Origin of the sequence: Promicromonospora soli (assembly GCF_014653785.1) — a bacterium.
Taxonomy (GTDB): domain Bacteria; phylum Actinomycetota; class Actinomycetes; order Actinomycetales; family Cellulomonadaceae; genus Promicromonospora; species Promicromonospora soli.
Map to the genome: position 1 here is coordinate 253824 of NZ_BNAS01000005.1, position 19127 is coordinate 272950.

The window sequence follows — 19127 nt, forward strand, 5'->3', positions numbered from 1 at the left end:
TCAGCCCGCCGGCTCGAGGGCGAGCAGCGTGTTGAGGCCACCCATCTGCACGTACCCGTTCCACATCACCGGGAAGTACGCGTCCTCGCGGCCCTCCTTGGGCCAGTTGGTCCACTGCGACTCGTTGTACTGGGCCCACGCGCCGTTGTACCAGAGCGGGATCATCGGCAGCTCGGTCATGAACTTCTCCTGGACCTGCGACAGGGTCTCGGAGAACTCGGGCGTGCCGCTCTCGGTTCGCGACAGGTCCTCGACGAGCGCCCAGGACTCCTCGTTCTCGTACCGGCCGAAGTTGCCCGCCAGCATCTGCTCCTGGATCGGCTGGTAGAACGCGAAGTTGTAGTAGCTCCACGGCGTGTTGCTGATACCCACGTTGCCGTTGATGAGCAGGTCGAAGTCGCCGGTTGCCCGCGCGTCGTCCACGGCGCCCGAGTCGGGGAAGTCGGCGGTGACCTTGATGCCGGCCGCGGAGGCGTCCTCCGCGATCACGCGCGCCGCCTCCATCCAGTCGGTCCAGCCCGCGGGCACGATCAGCTTCAGGTCGATCGGCTCGCCGTCGGGCGTCTCGACGAACCCGTCGCCGTCGGTGTCCTCGTAGCCGGCGTCGGCCAGGATCGACTTGGCCTCCTCGGCGTCGAAGGTGAAGCCGTGCTCGGCGACGACCTCCTCGTCGTAGTATTCCTCGAACGCCGGGACCAGGCCCGACGGGTGCGCCTTCGACACGAGGCCGCCGTACGCGTTCGCGACGATCTTGTCGACGTCGATCGACCGCGCGAGGGCCTGCCGGAACTCGACGTCGTCCATCGGCGCGCGCGTCTGGTTCGGGACCAGGTTCGCCGACGCCGCGGCCAGCATGTAGGGCTCACCGTCGTAATAGGTACTGACCGACCCCTGGTCGACGAGCGTGTTGACGCCGGGCAGGAAGTTGTTGCTCAGGTCGAGGCTGCCGGACAGCATCAGGCCGAGCGCCACCTCGTTGGAGGTGTTCACGACGTCGACGATGTACTTCATCGGCATCTCGAGGCCGAGCTCGCTCCGGGCCCACCAGTCGTCGTTGCGCTCCCAGACCATCCGGTCCTGCCCGACGGCGGAGAACTTGAACGCGCCAGAGCCGATCGGGTTCTCGTTCGGGTTGGACAGCAGATCCTCCTCCGACCAGTCCGCCATGATGTGCTCGGGGAGCACCATCGTGCTGTAGAGCCAGTTGTCCCACTCCTGGTAGCGGGGGTCGGAGAACGTGAACTCGACGGTCGTGTCGCCGGTGGCCTCGACCTTGTCCAGCCAGGTCCAGATGTTGCTGTACGGCACGGCGGGGACCTTGCCGAGCTCGGCGGTGAAGACCACGTCCTCGGCGTCGAGCGTCTCGCCGTCCTGCCACATGAGGCCGTCGCGGAGCGTGAGCTCGTAGGTGTCGTCGTCGGTCCATTCGCCGCCCTCGGCGAGCCACGGCGTCAGCTCGAGGGTGATCGGGTCGAACTGGAACAGCGGCTCGTAGAGCAGTCCGCGCGCGCCGGTCGCGTGCCCCGAGCTGGGGATCGGATTCCAGGACGACGGCGGACCCCACTGGGTGCCGCTCGTGAAGAGCGTCTCCTCGCGGGGGTACTCGCCCACGAGCTCGGTCGCCGACTCCATGCCCTCGGCGGACGCGTACGGGTTGGCCGCAGGTGTGGGTGCGCTCCCACCACCGCCGGAGCAGCCGGCGAGCAGCAAGCCCGCGACCGCGGCTGTCGCCAGGGCCGACGCGCCCCGTGACTTGGTCTGTCGAAGGAACATCATCGATCCTCTCGTCGCACCCGCACGGCCGTCGTGCGGACCCGGCGCTTCATCGCGCCGGGTTCTGTGTAACGTTCTTTCAAAATGCGGTTTGCGTCAAGGTTTGTCACCTATGTTGCCGAAATGTGACACCGCTGTCGCGACCAGGACTTCGCGTGCGGGGCTGCGCGGACGTTAGGCTGTGTGCGCCGGTCCGGGCTTTGCCCGACGCCGGACTCGCCCCTCCGGCCACGAGAGGGGCGAGCGCCTGTAGCTCAGTGGATAGAGCACCGCTCTCCTAAAGCGGGTGTCGGCAGTTCGAGTCTGCCCAGGCGCACCTCCCCGCCCGCGGCCCTTTGTTGTGGGCGCGATCTTTGCGCCTAAACCGGGCAGGTAGGCGCAACGATCACGCCCACAACAAATCAGACCCAGGCCGCCGGGTCCGCGAGCACGACCTGCAGCACCTCGCGGGCCCCGCCCGTCAGCGCCGCCTGCGGACCGGCCTGCGCGGCCCTGACCTGCAGGTCCACGAACGGCGCCGCGAGCACGCGGTCGGCGAGCACGGCCTCGACGTCGGCCCGGAGCCAGGGCAGCAGCTCGGTGTACGCGCCCCCAAGCACGATGGTGGAGACGTCGAACAGGTTCACGAAGTCCGCGAGGGCCGAGCCGAGGGCGCGGCCGGCGGGCAGGTCGGCGTCGGCGTCGGCCAGGAGGGTGACGAGCGAACCCAGCGGGGCGTCCGGCGGCAGGCCTGCCGCACGCATCATCGCTTCTTTGCCCGCGTACTGCTCCAGGCAGCCGAAGGCGCCGCACGAGCAGCGCGGCCCGGAGGGGTCGACCACCACGTGCCCGATCTCGCCGTTCCACCCCCGCTCCCCCAGGAAGAGCTCGCGGTCGACGACGATCGCCGCACCGATGCCGACGTCGCCGGACACGAAGATGAACGAGTCGGGCGCCACGACGTCGGAGCCGCCGGCCAGCTCCGCGAGCGCGGCGAGCTTGGCCTCGTTGGCCACGCGCACGTCGAGCGCCCCGAGCCCGAGCAGCGGGACCGGCTCGAGCGAGGACCAGCCCAGGTTCGGCGCCACCTCGAGGCGCGCGGTGCGCGGGTCGACCAGGCCGGGAAGGGCGAGCCGCGCGCCGGCGACGGTCATGCCGGACGCCGCGACGCCGTCGGACACCTCGCGTGCGATGTCACCGAGCCGGCTCAGCACCACTGCCGGGTCGCTGTCGTGGAACGCGCCCGGGACCACGCGCTCCGCCACGGCGTCACCCGTGAGGTCGAGCACGCGCACGCCCAGGTAGTCCACGTTCACCTCGAGCCCGAGGCCGACGACGGATCGCGGCGCGGGGACCAGCGGGACGGCCGGCCGGCCGGCGCGTCCGCCGGTCACGGCGGGCAGCTCGCGGACGAGCCCGGCGGCCACGAGCTGGTCCACCAGGGTCGACACCGTCGCCCTGGCCAGGCCGGTCGCCGCGGCCACGCCCGCGCGCGAGAGTGGTTCCGGCACCTCGAACACCGCGCGCGCGACCAGCTCCAGGTTGCGCTCGCGCAAGGTGTGCTGACGGGCCGCACCGGGGCCAGTCAGTGTGGTGGTCTCGCGCGCGGTCCCGGTGGTGGTCACGCCTTGACTGTAGCCGAGGCTCACGTAATAGTTCATTCGTACAACAAATGCGGCGCCGCATGCCGGGGCCGCCTCGATGAGGAGACCCCGTGAGCGACATCAAGTACTCGTTCGGCCTGTGGACCGTCGGCTGGCCCGCCGCCGACCCCTTCGGCACGGCGACCCGCCCCGACCTCGACCCCGCCGACTCGATCCGCAAGCTCGCGGACCTCGGCGCCTGGGGCTTCACGTTCCACGACAACGACGTCTACCCCTTCGGCTCCGACGACGCCGAGCGCCAGAAGCACATCGAATCCGTGAAGAAGGCCGTCGCCGAGACCGGCATGGTCTGCGAGATGGTCACCACCAACACGTTCACGCACCCCGTCTTCAAGGACGGCGCGTTCACCTCCAACAGCCGCGAGGTGCGCCGCTTCGGCCTGCGCAAGGTGCTGCGCAACGTCGACCTTGCCGCCGACATGGGCGCCTCGACGTTCGTCATGTGGGGCGGCCGCGAGGGCACCGAGTACGACAACTCGAAGGACCTCAACGCCGCGCACGCCCGCTATGCGGAGGGCATCGACACCGTTGCGGCCTACATCAAGGAGAAGGGCTACGGGCTCAGGATCGCGCTGGAGCCCAAGCCCAACGAGCCCCGCGGCGACATCTTCCTGCCGACGATCGGCCACGCCATCGCGCTGATCGACTCGCTCGACAACGCCGACATCGTGGGCCTCAACCCGGAGACGGGCCACGAGCAGATGGCCGGCCTGAACTACACGCACGGCCTCGCCCTGGCCCTGCACGTCGGCAAGCTGTTCCACATCGACCTGAACGGCCAGCACGGCCCGAAGTTCGACCAGGACCTCGTGTTCGGTCACGGCGACCTGCTGTCCGCGTTCTTCACGGTCGACCTGCTCGAGAACGGCTTCCCGAACGGCGGCCCGCGCTACGAGGGCCCGCGCCACTTCGACTACAAGCCCTCGCGCACGGAGTACCTCGACGGCGTGTGGGAGTCGGCGAAGGCCAACATGGAGACCTACTCGATGCTCGCGGCCAAGGCCGCGGCCTACCGGGCCGACGCCGAGGTCCAGGCGGCGTTCGAGCACGCCGGGATCTTCGAGCTGGGCCAGTCGACCCTCGCCGAGGGCGAGTCTTTCGACTCCTTCCTCGCCGAGGCCGACCCCGACGTCGACGCCCTCGCCGAGAGGGACTACGGCCTGGTCAAGCTGCACCAGCTCGCGCTGAAGCACCTGATCGGCTGACCTCTCCACCCTCCACCCCGTTGGTTGTGGGCGTGATCATTGCGCCTAAAGTGGACGCGCAGTCGCAAAGATCGCGCCCACAACGAACGCGCCTTTACTCTCCTGGAGCACCGATGCCCCTCGTCGCCGGCGTGGACACGTCCACGCAGTCCTGCAAGATCGTCGTGCGCGACGCCGAGACCGGCGCGCTGGTCCGGAGCGGTTCCGCCAAGCACCCGGACGGCACGGAGGTGGACCCGCAGCACTGGTGGGACGCCTTCCAGGAGGCGGCCGCCGCGGCGGGCGGCCTGGCCGACGTCGCGGCGCTCTCCGTGGGCGGCCAGCAGCACGGCATGGTCACCCTCGACGCCGACGGCCGGGTGATCCGCGACGCGCTGCTGTGGAACGACACCCGCTCCGCGCCGTCGGCCGAGGCCCTGATCGCCGAGCTGGGCGACGGGAATCGCGCGGCGGGCGCCCAGGCCTGGGCCGACGCCGTCGGCTCCGTGCTCGTCGCCTCCCTCACGATCACCAAGCTGCGCTGGCTGCGCGACAACGAGCCGGAGAACGCCGCCAGGGTGGCCGCCGTCGCGCTCCCCCACGACTGGCTGTCGTGGCGCATCGCGGGCTACGGGCCTGCGGGCGACCCGACCGCCCCCCTCGGGCCGCAGCTGGACAAGCTGTTCACGGACCGCTCGGACGCGTCCGGCACGGGGTACTACGACGCCTCCACCGGCCTGTACCGCCCTGACCTGCTGGAACGCGCCCTGGGGCGGGTCGACGTCGTGCTGCCGCGCGTGGTCGACGTGGCCGAGGCGGGTGCCGTGGCGCACCCGACCGTCGCGGGCTCGGCGGTGGACCATTCGACAGGCTCAGGGTCCGGTTGCCTCATCGGGCCCGGCGCCGGCGACAACGCCGGGGCGTCCCTGGGGCTCGGCATGACGCCGGGCGACATCGCCATCTCGATCGGCACTTCCGGCGTGGTCTCCGCCGTGGCGCCGAAGCGCACCGCCGACGGGTCCGGCGCGATCAACGGCTTCGCCGACGCGACCGGCAACGCGCTCATGCTCGCCGTGACGCTCAACGCGGCGCGCGTCCTGGACGCTGCCCGCGAGGTGCTCGACGTCGACTTCGACGGGCTGGCCGAGCTGGCGCTGCAGGCTCCGCCCGGGTCCGACGGCCTCGTGCTCGTGCCGTACCTGGAGGGCGAGCGCACGCCCAACCGGCCCGACGCGACCGGCACCCTGCACGGCATCCGCCTCGCGACCTCGACCCGCCCGCACCTGGCGCGCGCCTACATCGAAGGCATGCTGTGCGGGCTCGCGGACGGGCTCGACGCGCTGCGCGCGCAGGGCGTCTCGGTGGAACGCGTGATGCTGATCGGCGGGGCGGCGCAGTCGCCGGCCGTGCAGCGGATCGCCCCGCAGGTCTTCGGGTTGCCGATCGGCATCCCCGAGCCCGGCGAGTACGTGGCCGACGGCGCGGCGCGCCAGGCCGCCTGGGTCCTGGCCGTCGCGGACGACCCGGACGCCGGCGCCCCGGCATGGTCCACGACGATCGCGACGACGCTCGACGCCGACCCGAAGCCGGTGATCCGCGAGCAGTACGGCGCGGTGCGCGACCTCAGCTGATATGCCCGACACGTTCGCCGGCGGCCTGGTCAGCGCGCTCGCCCGCAGGGCGGGCGCGCTCGACATCGCCCTGCACACCGTCCAGGTGAGCCTCCGCGGCGAGACGGTGACGCACGCGGTCAGCGAACCGCTCGACCTGGACACGCACCAGCGGATGTACTCGGTGTCCAAGACGGTCACGGGCCTGGCGATCGGGCTGCTCGCCGACGAGGGTCGGCTGGGCCTCGACGACCCCATCGCGAAGCACTTCCCCGAGATGGGCCCGGTCCATCCGTGGCTCGAGGCCACGACGATCCGGCACATGCTCGCCATGCGCGGCCCGCACCGGTCCACGACGTACAAGCTCACCGCGGGCGGCTGGCTGGAGTCCTACTTCCGGGTGGCGCCGACGCACCCGCCGGGCACGGTCTTCACCTATGACACCAGTGCCTCGTACGTGCTGGCAGCGCTCGTGGAACGGCTCGCGGGCACCGTGCTCGCGGACTACCTGCGCCCCCGGCTGCTCGACCCGCTGGGCGTCAGCCCCTGCCTGCGGTTCCTCACCGGGCCGGAGGGCATCAGCCACGGGGGCTCGGGGCTGGTCTGCACCCCGCGCGACCTGCTGCGCCTGGCGCACCTCCTGCTTGAAAATGGCGTGCACGACGGCGCCCGGCTCCTGCCGGCCGGCTACCTGCGCGACGCCATGAGCCCGCAGGCCGACACCACCCTGCAGACCTCGGACGTCGTATTGCGCGGCGGATACGGCTACCAGCTCTGGCTGCCCCGGCCGGGGAGCTGGCTGATGTTCGGCCTCGGCGGCCAGATCGTCTACGGCGACCCCGCCCGGGGGCTCGCCGTCGTGGTCACCGCGGATGCCCAGGCGTGCGAGAGCGGGCACGAGCGCCTCCTCGACGACGTCCTCGAGCGGCTCGTGGATCCGCTCGTCGACCGGCTCGACGCCGATTCGTTCGACGCCGGTCCGTCCGACGCCGCGGGCGTGGACGACGGGTCGGTCGCGAATGCCGTCGCCGTCCGGCTCCCCTGGCCAGCACCGCCACATGACGCCGCACACGCGCGGCCCGCCGGCGGCCGCTACGTGAACGTCGTCGACGGGCCCGGACCTGCGGAGCTCGTCCTGTCGCTCGACGACGACGACGGCGGCCGGCTGCGCAGCGCGGGCGGCTGGAACGCCGCCGACGGCCAGGCCACGGCCGGCGGCTGGGACATCGAGCTGCGGTTCGACCGGCCGGTCCGCACCGTGGTCGACGGCCAGCCCGCCGTCGTCACCGCAGGCTGGACCGGCGTCAACACCCTGGACGTGCGCTGCGCGCTGCTCGGTGACGAGCTCGCGACGTGGCGTGCGCGCCTCGCCTGGGCCGACGACGGCACGCTGACCGTCCAGTCACAGATCTTCGGCGAGACCGCCGACCAGGCATGGACCTTCCACGCCGCCTACCACCCGGCGCCCGCGCCCGGCTCGCCGCGGTGAGCTGACCTCGGGTAGCAGGTTACCGGGTGGGCTGAACTTCGTTCAGCCTGGCCCTGCCTGCTTCAGCCAGGCTGAACTATTCAGCACAGCCCGCAATTCCGGGCCCCAGCCGAACGAAGTTCAGCCCACCCGGCACGTACCGAAACAGCACTCCGCGCCCCGGCGTCAGCCCTTGACCGAGCCGATGAGCGCACCCTTGACGAAGTACCGCTGGATGAACGGGTAGACGAGCAGCATCGGCAGTGTCGCAACGACGATCACTGCCATCTTCACCGACTGCGCCGGGGGCACGACATCCACGACCGAGGCGTCCGCGTTCATGCCGCTCGCGACGATGACTATCTGGCGCAGCAGCACCTGGATGGGCCACTTCTCGGAGTCGTTGATGTACAGGATCGCGTTCTGGTAGGTGTTCCAGTAGCCGACGGCGTAGAACAGGCCGATGGTCGCGATCGAGGCGAGCGACAACGGCAGCACGATCCGCAGGAACACTCCGAGGTCGGAGCAGCCGTCGATGCGTGCCGCCTCCTCGAGGCTGTCGGGAATCGCCTGGAAGAAGCTGCGCATGATCACGAAGTTGAACGCGTTGATCGCGACGGGCAGGATCAGCGCCCACAGCGAGTCGATGAGGCCCAGGTTCTGGACCACGATGAACGTCGGGATCATTCCGCCGCTGAACAGCATCGTGAAGATGACGAGGAAGTTGATCACCCGGCGCCCGCGCAGGTAGGGCTTCGACAGCGCGTACGCCATGAACGAGGTGAGCAGCAGGCTCACGAATGTCCCCATAGCCGTGACGAACACGGAGACACCGAGCGCCCGGAAGATTGTCGACGTCGACAGGATGTAGCGATACGCGTCGAGCGTGAACGTCTCGGGGATGACGACGAAGCTGCGCGTCGCGAGCTCGCCCGGCGTCGCGAACGAGCTGCCCAGCACGTTGAGGAACGGCAGTACGCAGATCAGCGCGAACCCGCCGAGCACGACGACGTTGACTACGCGGAAGACCCGCATCGCCGTCGTGGGTCGCCGGAAGCCACTCTCGCGCTTCGCGAGCTGGTCCAGGCTCACCCGGGGTGCGGCGTCGGTCGTGTTCATCTCGTGCTCCCAAGGTCGGGCTGCCGGTCGGGCCGTCGCAGCGCGAACATCCCCGCGCTGACGAAGAAGAGGAAGGCGACGGGGTAGAGGACAAGCTGGCTGCCCACCAGGCAGACCAGGCCGGCGGCCGCGAAGAACGCCCCGGCCGTGCGGCCCCCCGGCCGGCGCCTGGCCAGAAAGATCCCCGTGATCCCGAGGAGCAGCAACACCATGAGGGTGAGGCCGAACCAGGCGGCGAGCGTTCGGGCGGCGTCGTACGCGCCACCCGTGGCACCGCCGGCCGTCAGATCCAGCCCGGCCCGCTGCATCTCGGGGTAGAGGGTGGCGAGGAAGCCCTCCTCGTCGAGCCGGTTCATCACCAGCGTGAACGCTCCGAGGAACAGTGTGGACAGGACCATGCCGGTCCCGGCCACCCAGACCTCGGCGGTGCGCCGCATGACGGACGCCTCCGGGATCCGGTCAGTCGCCGTCGCCATCGGCACTCCCCTCCTCCTGGCGCAGCGTCGGGCTGTCGTCGACGTGGAAGACCGGGCCGTCACACCCGTCGACCCGGACCCGGGTGATGTCCGAGTCCGCGACGTTCCCGAGGTGGAACCCCTGCCGCACCATGAGGTCCACCCCGTCCGCCATGGCCGGTCGTCCCGGGACGGCGTCGGCGGCGAAGGAGACCGCTATGTCGTCGAGGGTGAGCTCCGTCAGGGGCCGCTCGGGCAGCCCGTAGACGTGCCCGGCAGCGGCGTGCACGCCGCGAGCCGTGATGTGGGCGAGGTGGATCCGGCGGAAGACCGGGGTGGAGTCGTCGACCGGGTACGGGCGCCGGTCACCGACGTGCGGCTCGTCGCCGTCCGGCCCGCAGAAGTAGTGCGGGTTGATGACGATCGGGCACATCACGTCGCTCATTACGAGGTTCGTGACCCGGATGTCCTCGACGACACCGCCCCGGCCCCGGCGGGACTTGATGCGGATGCCACGGTCGGTGCCCTGGAAGACGCAGCCCGTGATGACGACGTTGCGTACCCCGCCGCTCATCTCGCTGCCGATGACCACGCCACCGTGCCCGTGCACCATCGTGCAGCCCGTGATCGTGACGTTCTCGCACGGGACGCGTTCCGGCGAGCGCTCGGTGCCCGACTTGATGGTGATGCAGTCGTCGCCGACGTCGATGTGGCAGTCGCTGATCCGGACGTTGCGGCACGACTCCGGGTTGATGCCGTCGGTGTTGGGCGAGTCGGGCGGGTTGGTGATCCGCACGCCCGCCACGCTGACGTCCTGGCAGAGCAGCGGGTGCACCGTCCAGGCCGGGGAGTCGCGCAGCGACACGTCGCGTATCGTCACCCGCTCGCACTCGTGCAGGCCGATCAGTGTCGGCCGCGGGTACGCCAGGGAATCCGGGTCGTCGCGGAACTTGTCCCACCAGCGCTGCCCCTGGCCGTCGATGGTGCCGAGCCCCGTGATGGCGACGTCGGTCTCCCCGTGCGCGTACAAGCACGGGGAGTGCACGGAAGTGGGTGCGCCCTCCCAGCGTGCCTCGACCGGCGGGTACAGGCTCGGTTCGGGGACGAACTCCAGCCGGGCCCCCGCCTCGAGGTGCAGCTCGACGTGGCTGCGCAGGCGCAGCGCGCCGGTGCGGTGCACGCCGGCCCGGACGACCACGGTGCCGCCACCGGCCAGCGCGGCCGCGTCGATCTCGGCCTGGAGCGCCGCGGTCTCCAGGGTGGTCTCCGTGGCGCCAGGGCCGGCGTGCACCGTCATCAGCCGTTCACCTCGGCGTACGCCGCCGTGAACTCTTCGCTGATCTGGTCGAGGCCCTGTCCGCGCAGGCTCTCGATCGTCGCCTCGAAGTCGGACATCTCGATGGCCCCGGTGATGTACTGGTTGTAGGCGTCGGTGACCTGCTGCTCGATGGTCGACCACCGGGTGTCGTACGTCTTGGACGTGAGCGACTGCGCCGGGTTGGTGATGACGAACTCCTCGTTCTCCGCCATCAGCTCGTTGGCCTCGTCCACGTACGGGCTCGTGCTCTTGTACGTGACGATCTTCTCGGACGGACGCGAGGAGCTGTAGGGCTGGACCTCCTGCTCCCACGCGGTCTGGTCGGTGATCGTCACCACGCCGTCGCCGTCGAGTTCGTAGTGGGTGCCCTCGACGCCGTTGGTCATGAGGCCGAACGCCTCCTCGTCCATGAGCTTGTCGATGAAGCCGAGCACCTTCTTCAGCTCCTCCTCGGTCTCCACCTCGGACTTCGGGATCGCGAGCCAGCCGCCCATGCCGCCACCCGTGTCGGTGAGGATGCGGCGCGGCACGTCCTCGTAGGTGACGTCGTTGACCAGCGCCCACTTCATCGGCGTCTTGGGGTCGGCGCTCTCGGCGAGGGCCAGGTAGTTCTTCGCCTCGAACAGGCCGGTGACGACGATCCCGCCCTTGCCCTGCGCGATGCCATCCTGCTGGTTCTGCTTCTGGACGGTGACGAACTCCTGGTTCACCCCGCCGTCCTCGTACACGCCGCGGTACCACTCCATGGCTTCCTTGTAGGCGTCGGTGGTGAAGCTCGGCACCACCTGTCCGTCGTCGGTCACCTCGAACTGGCTGCCCGCACCGAAGTACCCCGTGAGGGACCGGAAGGCGACCTTGAAGCTCTCCTCGCGGTCGTAGAAACCCGTGGTGTCGTCCTTTCCGTTGCCGTCCGGGTCGTCGTGGGCGAACGCGTGGGCGACCTTCGTGAGGTCCTCGATCGTGTGCGGCACCTCGAGACCGAGGTTGTCCAGCCAGTCCTGACGCACGACGACGCCGTAGCGGGCCTTGATCTTCTGGAACGGCACGCCGTACAGCTCGCCGTCGATCCGGGCGGAGTCGAGCGTCACCGGGTCGATCTGCGACAGGTTCGGGAACTCCGCGAGATAGTCCTCGACGTCCCAGAACATGCCGGAGGTGAGCGCCGTCCGCACCGTGGTGCTGTCACCCTGGGTGAGCGAGACGATGTCGGCTAGCGTGCCCGAGGCGAGCGCCGCGTTGATCTTCTCCTCCTTCGAGGCGTCGGGTACCCACTGCATCTCGAACTCGGTGCCCGTGTACTCCTCGAGCGCCGTCTCGATGACCCCGTCCTTCTCGGGCGTCGTCGGAGTGTGCAGCATCGCCATCCACGTCACCGGGCCGTCGGCGTCACCCCCGTCCCCGTCGCCCGACCCGCCACCGCATGCGGCGAGCGTGAGTGCCAGCACCGTTGCCGACGCCACCGCTGCTGAGTTCCTTCTTGAGATCATGAGCTGTCCCCTCTGACATGTGAATGACTGCCCACCTGCGACGTCGCGGGCGGGTACTTCGGTCTACCGAGCCGCGAGCGCGGCTCGCGGTCTGTGCGGCCCTCCCTCGGCTCCCGGGTTCGCCTGCCCCGACTCTGCCGCCGGGTCAGCCGTCAGCCCACGGAACACGGCACGGGTGACGAGCCCGACGGCGAACGCGGGGATCCCGACCCCGAACAGGACGAGCAGCGGCAGCGCGAGCTGCCACGTCAGCCACCAGGTAGCCCCGACGACGGTCGCGCCGAGGATCGTCCAGTGCAGGGAGCCGAACCCGATCAGCAGCGCCCCGCCGAGCTGGCGCGGGATCGTGGCCAGGTCCGTCGCCACCAGCACCGGGAACACGTAGGACCAGGTGATCCCGAGCACTCCGAGGGCGCCGACGTTGAGGATCTGGACGTACCAGCTCGTCGCATGGAAGACGTTGGTGACGATCACGGCGCCGGCCGCCAGGAGGATCCAGGAGATCAGCATCGAGCGTCCCGCCTGCTCGCGGGCGTACCGCCAGAACACGCGCGCGGGCGGCGGGGTCTCGCCGGCGCGCAGCCATCGGTCGATGTACTTCGCCATCGCGTACGACGCCGGCCCGATGCCGAGCACGCCGAGGCCGAGCGCCGTCGTCGCGACCCAGAGCAGGTTGAGGAACGCGACGCGGTACACGCCGGTCAGGAACGTGTTGATCCGGACGAAGCCTTCGAACGAGAACACGGTGTGCACCACCCTTCGCAGCCGGAACGGCCGCCTCAGTAGACGCCTTCTTCGCCGAAGCGCTTGGCCAGCCGGTTCGCCATGACCACGAGCAACAGGCCGACCAGGCCCTTGAAGAGCCCGACGGCGGCCGCATAGCTGAGCTGCCCGTTCTGGATGCCCGCCGTGTACACGTAGGTGTCGAAGATCTCGCCCACCTCGCGGTTCAGTGAGTTCATCACCAGGAACATGTGCTCGAAGCCCAGCTCGAGGAAGTCGCCGATGGCCAGGATGAACATGACGATGATCGTCGGCCGGATCGCGGGCAGCGTGATGTGCCACGACTGTCGCAGGCGGCCTGCGCCGTCGAGCTGCGCGGCCTCGTAGAGCTGGACGTCCACGGCGGTCATCGCGGCGAGATACACGATGGTGCCCCAGCCCGCGCCCTTCCAGATCTCCTGGCCGATGTACAGCGGCCGCAGCCAGTCGGGGTCGGTGAGGAACGGGACGGGCTCGCCGCCGGCGTCGACGATGAGGTTGTTGATGCTGCCGCCGTCGGTGGAGAGCAGCACGTAGAAGATCGAGGCGACGATGACCCACGACAGGAAGTGCGGCAGGTAGATGACGGACTGCACGCTGCGCTTGAAGTACTTGCCCCGCAGCTCGTTGAGCAGCAGCGCCAGGATGATCGGCACCGGGAAGGCGAAGACCAGCAGCAGGAGGGAGATCACCAGCGTGTTGCGCAGCAGCATCGAGAAGGTGTCCTCGGTGAACAGCCGCACGAAGTGGTCGAAGCCCACCCACGGGCTGCCGCCGATGCCGAGGAACGGCATGTAGTCCTGGAAGGCGATCACGAGCCCGCCCATGGGCGCGTACTTGAACACCAGGAAGTACGCGATGCCCGGCAGCGCCATCAGGTAGAGCGTCCGGTGCCGCCAGAACGACGAGCCGCGCGGACGGCGTCGGGTCTGCGGCCGTTCCGGGTCGGCGCTCGCCGCGGGCGGCCTCGGCGCCGCCGTGGTGGCCGCGCTCATCGCAGCGACCCCGCGGTCATCGTCATTACCACCATTGGTATGCCCCTCTGCTCGCCGTCGAGCCGTCTCCGGTCGTGGACACCTCCAGCAACCGGTTTCCGGGACCGTACCCGACGATCCGCGCGGACCGCAAGAGCAATTTTTGCCTCTCCTGCCTCAGATCCTCTCCGCGCTACCATTTGTGGGAAACCGGTTGCTAGGGTGGGCTCCGCCTCAGACGAGAGACAATTGCTGAACCGGTTTCTCGGCGTTTCACGGTGTCCGAAGAAAGGCAGGCGATGGCGCTCTACTCCAACCCGGTTCTCGACGCCGACTGGCCGGACCCGGACGCGATCCGGGTCGGTGACGACTTCTGGATGATCGCGTCGAGCTTCAACCGCGCCCCCGGGCTCCCGGTCCTGCGCTCGAGCGACCTGGTGACCTGGGAGCACGTCGCCAACGCGCTGCCGCTCGTCCCGCCCGTCGACCACTACGCGCTCCCCCGGCACGGCTCGGGCGTCTGGGCGCCGAGCCTGCGACACCACGACGGGGTCTTCGTCATCGTGTACCCCGATCCCGACCACGGGATCTACGTGCTCACCGCTACCGATCCCCGCGGTCCGTGGTCGGAGCCCTGGTGCCTGATCCCCGGCCGGGGGCTGATCGACCCGTGCCCGCTGTGGGACGACGACGGCCGGGCGTACCTCGTGCACGGCTGGGCCGGCAGCCGTGCCGGTATCAAGAACCGGCTGACCGTCGTCGAGGTCGACCCCGGGCTGCGGCAGGTCGTCGGGAGCCCGCGCACCGTCGTCGACGGCGACGAGCTGCCCGGGTTCCGCACCCTCGAAGGCCCGAAGCTTTACAAGCGGGACGGCTGGTACTGGATCTTCGCCCCGGCGGGCGGCGTGGCGACCGGCTGGCAGACCGTCTTCCGGTCACGCTCCGTGTGGGGCCCGTACGAGCACCGGGTGGTGCTCGAGCAGGACGCGACTCCCGTCAACGGTCCGCACCAGGGCGCGTGGGTCGACGCCCCGGACGGATCCGACTGGTTTCTGCACTTCCAGGACCGCGGCGTCTTCGGGCGCGTCGTGCACCTGCAACCGATGCGCTGGGAGGACGGGTGGCCGCAGCTCGGCGAGCCCCTGGGGCACGGCCGGGGCCGGCCCGTCCTCAAGCATCCTCTGCCGGTCCCGGCGCGTGGTGACGAGCAGCAGGAGCCCGTCCGCAGCGACGACTTCGCCGCTCCCGCGCTTGCGGCCCGCTGGCACTGGCAGGCGAACCCGCTGCCCGACTGGTACGAGGCGCCCGGCGACGGCGCGCTACGCCTCCGGGCGCAGGTCTCCGCCCGCGGCGACCTCCGCGACCACGGTGCGGTGCTCTGCCAGCAGCTCCCCGGCCGACCGAGCACGTGGACGACGCGCGTGACCCTCCAGGGAGCGGCCCCAGGGACCCGGTGCGGGCTGGCCCTCCTCGGCCGCGAGTACGCCTGGGTCGGCCTCGTCCGCACGCCGACCGGGATCGACGTCGCCCTGCGGCGCAGCGCCGGGGTCGCCGAGGACTCGTTGGCGCAGTCGCCCGCGCCGGGAGGCGCCGTCGACCTGCGGCTCGCGCTCGACGCCGATGGCACGGCTACCTTCTCCTGGCGCGCCGCCGATCGCGCCGGTACGGAGGCGTGGCACGATCTGTCGTCGGCGTGGTCCGCCGTCGAGGGACACTGGATCGGTGCGGAGGTCGGGCTCTTCGCTGCCGCCCCGCCGGGTTCACCGGTCGGCGAGCGCGGCGGCGCGCTCTTCGGTCCCGTTCGGGTCACCGTCGCAGGAAAGGACGCATGATGGCGCGGGTCGCGAAGAGCGGTGCCACGATCGGGCAGGTGGCCGAGGCCGCCGGCGTCTCGCGGGCCACCGTCTCGCGCGTCATGAACGGCCAGCAGACCGTTGACGCGGACATGGCCGAGCGGGTGCGCGCGGCGGCCGCCGAGCTGCAGTACCGCCCCAGCACGATGGCGCGCGGCCTCTCCCTCGGCCGGACGAACTCCGTCGCACTCGTTGTCCCTGATCTCGGCAACCCGATGTTCCAGCAGATCCTGCGCGGCGCGGTCGCCGCGGCCGAGCCGTTCGGCTTCCGGTTCCTGGTCGCAGAGACCGCGGAGCACGCCGACGCCGAGGCCGAGATCGCCCTCGAGGCGCGGCTGCGCTGCGACGCCCTGATCCTCGCCGCGCCGCGCAGCCCGGAGGCCGTCCTGCGCGAGCTGCTGCCCCAGGTCGAGCCGGTGGTCCTCATCAATCGCGAAGTCGCGGGGCTCGACGTGCCGACGGTCCGCGTCGACTACGGGGCGGGTGTCCACAGCGTCGTCGATCACCTCGTCGCGCTGGGTCACCGCGAGCTCGTCTACGCCGCCGGACCGCGCGCCAGCGCCTCCCACGCGCAGCGCGCTCGCGCGCTCGAGGAGGCCCGCGAGCGCCACAGCAGCCTTCGGGTCACCACGGTGGCCTGCGGGTCGACCGTCGACGACGGGTACCGGGTCGCCGACGAGGTGCTCGCGACCGGGGCGACCGGGGTGGTCGCGTTCAACGACCTCGTCGCGTTCGGGCTGCTCGCCCGCCTCAACGAGACGGGGGTCGACGTTCCCGGGGACATCTCGATAGCGGGCTTCGACGACATCGAGCTCGCGCACTACGCGACGCCCTCCCTGACAACCGCTGCCGTGCCCCAGGCCGAGCTCGGCCGGCGGGCCTGGGGTCTGCTGCACCAGATCGTCTCGGCCCGCGGCGCGACGCCGGGCACGGGCGCGACGCCTGGCACCGAGAGGTCGATCCCGTCGAAGAACCCGCTGGTCATGCCCGGGCTCGTCGTGCGGTCCAGCACCGGACCGGTCCCGCCGTCGCGACGACTCCCGACGCCGTCGTCCGACCGTGCCGGCCGTGCGCGGACCGCCGCGCCGGGCGGGCGTGCCACCTGGGCCGCCACGAGCGACGGCTGGACCCTGACCGCCGAGGACCAGCCGCTGGCCCGCTACGCCAACGGCGAGTCGATGCCCGGGGTGCACAGCCCCCGCCCGCACCTGCACCCCCTGCACTCGCTCGGCGGGGTCGCGATGACCCAGACGACGCCGACCGACCACCGGCACCACTACGGGGTGTCGATGGCGGTGGCCGACGTGAACGGCACCACCTACTGGGGAGGCCGGACGTTCGTCCGCGGCCAGGGTCCGACTCTGCTCTCCAACCACGGTCGGCAGCTCACGGTCTCCGCCGCGGTGGTCGAGGGCGGGGCGACGCTCTCGAGCCAGGTCCGCTGGGCGAACGAGCGCGGCGGGGAACAGCTCGTCGAGCAGCGCCGGCTCACGGGTCTGCTGCTCCCCGAGGTCGAGGCCTGGGCGCTCGGCTGGTCGAGCCGCCTGGACGCGGGCGACGCGGACGTGGTGATCGGCAGCCCGGCGACGAGCGGCCGGCCCGGCGCGGGCTACGGCGGGCTCTTCTGGCGCCTCCCCTTCGCGGACGCGAGCTCCGTGCTCACGGCGGACGCCGACTCCGAGGCCCAGGCGCACGGCTCGCGCTCGCCGTGGATTGCGATAGTGCGGCGCACCGGCGGCGCGTGGACGACGCTCCTGCTCGTGCAGCCCGGCGACGTCGACCCATGGTTCGTTCGGGTCACCGACTACGTCGGGGCCGGCCCGGCGCTCGCCTGGGACCGTCCCCGGCGCATCGCCGCCGGGACGTCGCTCGACGTCGAGCTGGTGGCCGCGGTCGCCGACCGGCGGCTCGACGCCGCGGACGCCGCCGACCTGGCCGAGTTCGCCGTGGCACGAATGCGAGCGTCGGCGAAGTAGAACCAGGGCGAAGTAGAACTCTGGCGAAGTAGAACTCTGGCGGAGAGTGCGTTCTGTCTCGCTGCAGTTCTGCTTCGCCCTGGTTCTACTTCGCCGGCGCTCGGCGGTAGGTCAGGTGGCGGTAGCGGAGGCCCGACGACGACGTCGTCCACTCGGTCGACGAGGCGACGGTCCACTCCGGGCCGATCTCGGGTGCGAACACGTCGCCCTCGATCTCGGAGTTGATCTCGCTGACCTCGAGCACGTCCGCGACGGGGAGCGCCTCGTTGTAGACCTGGGAGCCACCGATGATCCAGATCTCGTCGCCGCCCGGCGCGTCCGCCGCGATCTCGAGCGCCTCGCCGATCGACCCGGCCGGCACGGCGTCGGCGTCGGGCACGCCGTACGGGCCACGCGACGAGACCACGATGTTGGTGCGGCCGGAGAGGGGGCGCTTCGGCAGGGACTCCCACGTGAGCCGCCCCATCACCACCGGATGGCCGGCCGTGGTGCGCTTGAAGTGCGCGAAGTCCTCGGGCACGCGCCACGGGATGTCGCCGCCGGCGCCGATGACCGGCCGGCCGGCGGCATCGCGTGCCTGCCCCCAGATGAGCCCGATCATCAGACGGCGATCGGGGCCTTGATGGTGGGGTGCGAGACGTACCCCAGCACCTCGACGTCCTCGAACTCGTAGTCGAAGATCGACTCGCGCGGGGCGAGCCGCAGCGACGGGTACGGGTACGGGTCGCGGGCGAGCTGGGTGCGCACCTGCTCCACGTGGTTCTCGTAGATGTGGCAGTCGCCGCCGGTCCACACGAACTCCCCGACCCCGAGCCCGGTCTGCGCCGCGACCATGTGCGTGAGCAGCGCGTAGGAGGCGATGTTGAACGGCACCCCGAGGAACAGGTCCGCCGACCGCTGGTACAGCTGGCAGCTGAGCTTGCCGTCCGCCACATAGAACTGGAACAGGGCGTGGCACGGCGGCAGAGCCATGTCGTCGACCTCTGCCGGGTTCCACGCGGTCACCACGTGCCGTCGCGAGTCCGGGTTTGTCCGGATCTGGTCGACCACCTTCGCGATCTGGTCGACGTGCCCGCCGTCGGGCGTGGGCCAGGAGCGCCACTGCACGCCGTAGACCGGCCCGAGCTCGCCGGACTCGTCGGCCCAGTCGTCCCAGATCTTCACGCCCCGCTCCTGGAGCCAGCGCACGTTGGAGTCGCCGCGCAGGAACCACAGCAGCTCGTACACGACCGACTTGAGGTGCACGCGCTTGGTGGTGATCAGGGGAAATCCCTGCGCCAGGTCGTACCGGATCTGCCGCCCGAACACGCTGCGCGTCCCGGTGCCGGTCCGGTCGCCCTTGGGGGTTCCTTCCGTGAGCACGTCGCGGAGCAGGTCCTCGTACGGGGTGTCGATCTCGGTCATGCGGCAAAGCCTACTTCTGCTTCGCATCAGTTCCCTGGGTGCCGCGCAGGGGCCAGTCGGCGCGCCGAACGGGAACGCCACGGACCGCGTCGGCGTTGACA

The 19127-nt window shown here is 70.6% G+C and carries 15 protein-coding genes and 1 tRNA gene; 6 read left to right on the forward strand and 10 right to left on the reverse strand.

Annotated features, from left to right (window positions below; translation table 11 throughout):
* On the reverse strand, positions 1-1773 hold the full coding sequence (locus IE250_RS17335; protein WP_189670535.1) for an ABC transporter substrate-binding protein: 1773 nt from the start codon (positions 1771-1773) through the stop codon (positions 1-3).
* Between the two features lie 243 nt (positions 1774-2016).
* Here IE250_RS17335 and IE250_RS17340 point away from each other — a divergent pair.
* Positions 2017-2089, forward strand: a tRNA-Arg gene (locus IE250_RS17340).
* 85 nt (positions 2090-2174) lie between these two features.
* On the opposite strand, the gene IE250_RS17345 is transcribed toward IE250_RS17340, so the two are convergent.
* Positions 2175-3377 carry an ROK family transcriptional regulator gene (locus IE250_RS17345; RefSeq protein WP_189670536.1) on the reverse strand — a complete coding sequence of 401 codons (1203 nt, stop codon included), beginning with the start codon at positions 3375-3377 and terminating at the stop codon, positions 2175-2177.
* 89 nt (positions 3378-3466) lie between these two features.
* On the opposite strand from IE250_RS17345, the gene xylA reads away from it, so the two are divergent.
* The 3 genes from xylA to IE250_RS17360 all read left to right on the forward strand — a co-directional run bounded on the left by xylA (position 3467) and on the right by IE250_RS17360 (position 7699).
* Entirely contained in the window at positions 3467-4621 is a 1155-nt protein-coding gene (xylA, locus tag IE250_RS17350) for a xylose isomerase (RefSeq protein WP_189670537.1), read from the forward strand.
* 113 nt (positions 4622-4734) lie between these two features.
* The gene (locus IE250_RS17355; protein WP_189670538.1) at positions 4735-6231 is read left to right on the forward strand and encodes a xylulokinase; all 1497 of its coding nucleotides are present in this window, start codon (positions 4735-4737) and stop codon (positions 6229-6231) included.
* Position 6232: 1 nt separating this feature from the next.
* The gene (locus IE250_RS17360) at positions 6233-7699 is read left to right on the forward strand and encodes a serine hydrolase domain-containing protein (protein WP_189670539.1); all 1467 of its coding nucleotides are present in this window, start codon (positions 6233-6235) and stop codon (positions 7697-7699) included.
* A gap of 165 nt (positions 7700-7864) precedes the next feature.
* On the opposite strand, the gene IE250_RS17365 is transcribed toward IE250_RS17360, so the two are convergent.
* From IE250_RS17365 to IE250_RS17390, 6 genes are all read right to left on the reverse strand, one after another.
* Positions 7865-8797, reverse strand: coding sequence for a carbohydrate ABC transporter permease (locus tag IE250_RS17365; RefSeq protein WP_268247841.1), 933 nt, complete (start codon positions 8795-8797; stop codon positions 7865-7867).
* The gene (locus IE250_RS17370; protein ID WP_189670540.1) at positions 8794-9273 is read right to left on the reverse strand and encodes a hypothetical protein; all 480 of its coding nucleotides are present in this window, start codon (positions 9271-9273) and stop codon (positions 8794-8796) included. The genes IE250_RS17365 and IE250_RS17370 overlap by 4 nt, the downstream gene beginning before the upstream one ends.
* Positions 9257-10549 (reverse strand): glycoside hydrolase family 28 protein, encoded by a 1293-nt coding sequence (locus tag IE250_RS17375; RefSeq protein ID WP_189670541.1) that lies wholly within the window; start codon positions 10547-10549, stop codon positions 9257-9259. Before IE250_RS17375 ends, IE250_RS17370 begins: the two co-directional genes overlap by 17 nt.
* Entirely contained in the window at positions 10549-12057 is a 1509-nt protein-coding gene (locus IE250_RS17380; RefSeq protein WP_189670542.1) for an extracellular solute-binding protein, read from the reverse strand. Before IE250_RS17380 ends, IE250_RS17375 begins: the two co-directional genes overlap by 1 nt.
* Positions 12058-12120: 63 nt before the next feature.
* Entirely contained in the window at positions 12121-12801 is a 681-nt protein-coding gene (locus IE250_RS17385) for a YesL family protein (protein ID WP_189670543.1), read from the reverse strand.
* Between the two features lie 35 nt (positions 12802-12836).
* Complete coding sequence (locus tag IE250_RS17390; RefSeq protein ID WP_189670544.1) at positions 12837-13814, reverse strand: ABC transporter permease; 978 nt, start codon at positions 13812-13814, stop codon at positions 12837-12839.
* Positions 13815-14092: 278 nt separating this feature from the next.
* On the opposite strand from IE250_RS17390, the gene IE250_RS17395 reads away from it, so the two are divergent.
* Together IE250_RS17395 and IE250_RS17400 are read left to right on the forward strand one after the other, a co-directional pair.
* Positions 14093-15625 (forward strand): glycoside hydrolase family 43 protein, encoded by a 1533-nt coding sequence (locus IE250_RS17395; RefSeq protein ID WP_189670545.1) that lies wholly within the window; start codon positions 14093-14095, stop codon positions 15623-15625.
* Positions 15625-17622: a DUF6807 family protein gene (locus IE250_RS17400; RefSeq protein ID WP_229872551.1), complete on the forward strand. Its 1998-nt coding sequence runs from the start codon at positions 15625-15627 to the stop codon at positions 17620-17622. The genes IE250_RS17395 and IE250_RS17400 overlap by 1 nt, the downstream gene beginning before the upstream one ends.
* 85 nt (positions 17623-17707) lie before the next feature.
* Here the strand turns inward: IE250_RS17400 and IE250_RS17405 are convergent, their stop codons facing one another.
* Positions 17708-18223 (reverse strand): dihydrofolate reductase, encoded by a 516-nt coding sequence (locus IE250_RS17405; protein ID WP_189670547.1) that lies wholly within the window; start codon positions 18221-18223, stop codon positions 17708-17710.
* Complete coding sequence (locus tag IE250_RS17410) at positions 18223-19026, reverse strand: thymidylate synthase (protein ID WP_189670548.1); 804 nt, start codon at positions 19024-19026, stop codon at positions 18223-18225. Before IE250_RS17410 ends, IE250_RS17405 begins: the two co-directional genes overlap by 1 nt.
* Positions 19027-19127 lie beyond the last annotated feature (101 nt).